Source organism: Mycobacterium sp., from assembly GCF_049673265.1.
Taxonomy (GTDB): Bacteria; Actinomycetota; Actinomycetes; order Mycobacteriales; family Mycobacteriaceae; genus Mycobacterium.
This window is the reverse complement of the sequence record NZ_JBATXN010000251.1, coordinates 1-4,659: the sequence shown is the minus strand read 5'-3', so window position 1 is coordinate 4,659 and position 4,659 is coordinate 1. Positions and strand designations below refer to the sequence as shown.

3 protein-coding genes are annotated in these 4,659 nt (G+C 62.8%); 1 reads left to right on the top strand and 2 read right to left on the bottom strand.

Annotated features, from left to right (window positions below; all coding sequences use genetic code 11):
* Together WBF82_RS08860 and WBF82_RS08855 are read right to left on the bottom strand one after the other, a co-directional pair.
* Window positions 1-1,041: phospholipase D-like domain-containing protein (locus WBF82_RS08860; protein ID WP_424382677.1), on the bottom strand; the 1,041-nt coding region annotated here is incomplete at its 3' end.
* Entirely contained in the window at window positions 1,028-3,175 is a 2,148-nt protein-coding gene (locus WBF82_RS08855) for a hypothetical protein (RefSeq protein ID WP_424382676.1), read from the bottom strand. The genes WBF82_RS08860 and WBF82_RS08855, both read right to left, overlap by 14 nt.
* 199 nt (window positions 3,176-3,374) lie before the next feature.
* On the opposite strand from WBF82_RS08855, the gene WBF82_RS08850 reads away from it, so the two are divergent.
* Window positions 3,375-4,659: wax ester/triacylglycerol synthase family O-acyltransferase (locus WBF82_RS08850; RefSeq protein WP_424382675.1), on the top strand; the 1,285-nt coding region annotated here is incomplete at its 3' end.

The following is a 4,659-nucleotide window of genomic DNA, read 5'->3' as shown; positions in this document are numbered from 1 at the left end:
GTCAGTCACCGGCCAGTAGATGCCCAAACGGTGATGCTCGTCTGCTTCCCACAGCACATGAATGAGCCGGTGGCGTGCGCTGTCCATCGTTCCGCGCTCGAGAGGGTTGTTGCCCCTACGGGCAATGACGATGACGATCTCTGGGCCGTCAGCTTCATTCAGTCGAGCAGCCAGCGCATCGACAATGGCTCGGGCCGCCAGATACTGGTTCTCCAGATAGATGGTGTAGCGAGCCGCCGCAATCGCCGCAAGGTTGAGCGCCTCCACCTCCCGAACCTCGCGGCGACTGTCCAGTTCCGGCAAGGTTCGCGCGATTCCGACGTCGACGTTGCGCAGCGTCGGTTTCAGCTTGCTCGGCCAAGCGGTGTGCTTAGCCTCAACCGGCTCTAATGATTGGCCCGTCGCGGCATGCCACCGAGCCAGAGCTTGCTCACCAAGTGCGCGCGCGGCCGCTCCGTCCACCGCTGTGCCGACGTCGTGGCGGGGCCCGTAGCTGCGTCCCAATGTCCGGCGCCTGCGATTGTCATGTTCATGCGCGCGGGTGTCCCACCGATCGATGGTGAGGTCGATGCCACCGCTGAACGCCACGGCATCGTCGACCACCAGGATCTTCTGATGGTGCACCGAACCGATCGGATGGGCACCGTCGACGGCGAAATGCATTCGTCTGCTGCTGATCTGGTTCATAACCGCCACCGGGGTGAGCCCGAACCAGATCCCGTCGAAGGCAGGCAACAGACGCAGATTGGATTTCAGCAGATAGGCCTCAAGAGCCGGCCGCTTCCAAAGCATCCAATACAAGAACGCGCTCAGCTGATTCGGCCCGGGAAGTGTCTTGGTGCCCCTTTCGAATGTCATCCGCGCGTCGAAATCCCAACCGATCAACATGATTCGGTGTTGTGCGCGCAGCATCGCCGCCTTGACGTGCTTGAAGTAATCAGCGGCATCGATGATGCAGGCAAACTGGTCGGCGCGCTCAACCCGCCAGCACGTTTCGCCGGGGGTCAGCAGTCGATCGCCATCCACGTTAGCCCTCTCCATTGCCACCGTCTGTAGCCGTGCATGACGGTAGCCGATCTAGCGTCTCGGGATCCTTTCCGTCGACCTGCAGCCGGCGTCGTCCATCGGCGGCACTGGCTACACCGATCTGCAGTTCGTCGCCGCCGGGGCTATCCGGCTCGATCAACAGCTGCAGCTCTCCGGAGTCGACGAACAATATGGCGTCGTCATGGGAAAGCTTCCAGGGGTGGCCATCGGTAGGCCATCGGCCACCGACGAACCGCACGTCGTGGGAGTCGCCCTCTTGCCCATCGTGATCCTCAGCCGTGACGCAATTTACCCATAGTTTGGCCGGCAGCGGTCGGAAGTACACCGCGAGGCGCTGACGGTTGAGATCCGCGTCGACCGGTATGCCGATCGGCGGCAGCGATGTCCCCTCAGGATGGTCGTTTAGCGATTTCTTGACTTGACGTGATCCCACTCCGGCGCCGAACCAGTCGATCGTCAGTACGGTGGTGAGGTACTGCGCGATCGCCAGGCTCAGCAGACCGCCCGCGCCGGCAACCCCCACTCCAGCCGCTCCGGCTGCCGCGGTCACCGGCAACGCAAGCAAACCCACCACCGCCGCGGCGCCGGCAGCCGAGGCGACCTTACCCGCCGCCGTCAAGCTGAACTCCGGATTCACTTCCGGCTCTGGGGGATTCTGCGTGGGTCGAACACCGACGGTCCGCGGAAGCTCGTCGAACTGATCGCGGACTCGCTTGACTACCGCCTCGTAGTCTTGATCATTGAGTTCACCGGCGCGCTTAGCTTCGGCGGCCGCGCTTAGCGTCTGCTCCAAACTTTCGGCGGTTTCCAGATCGGCTGACCGGTTGTCACCTTCCTTTGGGTCACGGGGGATGTCGTCGAGCCCCATCTCGTAGGTCACTTTGAAGTTGGCCTTGAAGTCGTAGAGTTTCGTTTCAGCGCTTACGGTTCCGTCGACGACCAGCCGGCCGTCCTCGGTTCGCGGCACGATATCGGCGTCGAGGGCGTCGAGACTGCGCTCTTGACCGCCGATGTTGATGGTCTTCGGACCTTCCAGCAGGCACGGGGTATCGGCGGCAAAGTCGCTCTCGTCGAGATTGAAGTTGTTCATCACGGTGTCACGAACTTGGCGCAGGACACTCCAACCTGTGACCGCCAATCCCGTTCTCTCCCGAGGGTTTTCGGCGAGGATCGACGCGGGTAAGTCCTCCCCCGGCGGCAGTGAGCGCAGCGTCTGCAGCTGGACCACCATCGATTCGTGGGTAGCCTCGCCAATCTCGAAGCGCTGCACGACGGCATCAAGGTCCTTGATCGTGCTGTCGTCTTGCGATTCGGTATCGACGTCCAGCGGCGACGGCAGCAGATCCACGATGCCGTCGACGCCCATTTCGGCCAGCTTCGGCCGCACCGCATCGGCGATCTGGGCGGCCAGCGAGTCGAGCACTCGGACCCGCGCTTCGTCGTCGGAAACAGTGGGGTGCTGCAATTTTTCTAGATTGACCATGAGTTCGCCTGCGATGCAATGGGTAATCCAATATGCCTCGGCATAGTCGAGTTCCCAGCTGATCCGCGGCTCTTGTCCGGCGAAGACGGTATGGCCTTCAGGACGGCGCTCGATGTGAGGACCGAACAGTTGCGGGGCGTACTCATCGGGCATCGGGGTGGCTACCAGGACGGGGGCATCCTGGGCAGTGAAATTCAGTGCGATCGTCTGTTTGCCGGGCTCTGTTTGATGCGGTTCGAGCTGGTCGTGCAACGTCAATCGGCCAAACAGCGGAATCACGTTGTAGGGGATCTCGCGCGACTCTCCGGCGCGGGGACCATCGGAGACGGTGATCGTCGCCGGCGGAAGTTCCACCAGCGGGATACACGTGACCGAATCGATGGTGATCTTCGAATCGAAGATCACCAGGTCGATCGCGAAATGACGCAGCGGATCGCCGGATTCACCGTCGGTCTCCTCCTGCCAAAGCCGTTCATGCGAATCAAGGACGAACCAGACGCGATCCAGTGTGAGGTCAAGCGTCGCCGTCGCGGAGTAGCCGGTGCCATCGACGGACTCGGTGTACTTATCACCGCTGAACACGTCGAGGGTCTGATCCTGAACGCGTTCACGATGGATTTCGATGATCGTGTCGGGACGACGCATGTCAAAACTCCAGTACGTAGGCGACGCGCAACTGGTGCTGTCGGGTTGACCTGCGCATCCTGTACCCACAACGGCCTGTTTTGAGTCAAATTCGTCGGAAGACACCGGCGTTAGGCCAGGTCACTTCGCTGAACCAATTTCGTACTGGCGGGGCTGGCCGGGCCTAGTCTGGGAAGCGAGCGCGCGTGAGGGGCGGTTTGTGCAGCAGCTGAGTTGGACCGATGACCTGTTGTTGCGCGCTGAAAGACCAGCGACTCCGCTACAGATTCAGCTGCTTCTGATCTACGACCCGTCGACGGCCCCGGCCGGCAGAGTGACCTTCAAGGGGATTCTCGCCGAGCTCGAAGCCCGTTTGCATCTCGCGGATCTTTTTCGCCGACGGTTGACCGATCTGCCGGGTGGTTTGCATAGGCCGTACTGGGTTGATGATCCGAGCTTTGATCTCGAGTATCACGTTCGTCATATCGGGCTGCCCCAGCCTGGTGACTGGCGGCAACTCTGCATTCAGGTTGCGCGGCTTCATGCTCGGCAGATCGACCTGCGGCGTCCGCCGTGGGAGATCACGGTCATCGAGGGACTCAATGCCGTGCCCGGAGTACCGGCGGGCTCGTTCGCGCTCGCGGTGAAGCTGCATCACTGTGCGGTCGACGGCATGGCAACCGTTCAGGTGATCGCCGCGTTGCACGACCTTGCCGCTGATAGCCCCCGGCCCGCTGGGCCCGACGGCCCCTGGCAACCTAGTCCCCTTCCCTCGGCCCGAGACCTGCTCGCGCGAACGGCGATCAACGCGACGCTGCACCCGTTGCGGGCGGGCAGGGTGCTCGCGTCGACTGCACCAAAACTGGTCCGCGGCCTAGCCGGGCTCCCGCGCAAGCTGGCTGGCGGCGCTGTATCCACGATCGCGAGCGGCAACGTGCCGTCGTTGCCACCGAAGACCCGTTTCAACGAGACAGCGTCGGCGCACCGGGTGTTCGAGGCCCGCTTCCACGAGCTCGCCGATTTCAAACGGATCAAGGCGAGCGTTGACGGCGCGACAATCAACGATGTGGCGCTCGCGTACGTCGGGGGCGCCCTTCGCGCGTATCTGGCCGGCCACGACGAGCTTCCCGAAGACTCGCTTGTCGCGGCCTGTCCCATGACCCTGCGCGATGCGGGTGATAAAACCAGCCAGGGGAACGCCTTGTTCGGCCGGCTGCAGGCGCTTGGCACAGACATCGCCGATCCGCTCGAACGACTTGCGACGATCGCTAAGGGGACTGCGGCAAGCCGTGCCGGCTCGGATCAATCGACCACGACCCAACTCCTCGAATTGATTGGCACAGTGCCGACTTCACTACTCGGAGTGACGGCGAAGGCTGCAAGTGTGCTTCCGTTCTCCGGCCCGACGGTCGCCAACACCACCGTGACCAATGTGCCCGGGCCAACCGAACCGCTGTTCTTCAGCGGCGCCCGACTGGTGCGCGCCGCCGGTCTCGGACCGCTGC

Excerpts from the sequence above, each read along its gene's own strand:
- WBF82_RS08855 (WP_424382676.1), bottom strand. The coding sequence starts at position 3,175 with ATGCGTCGTCCCGACACGATCATCGAAATCCATCGTGAACGCGTTCAG.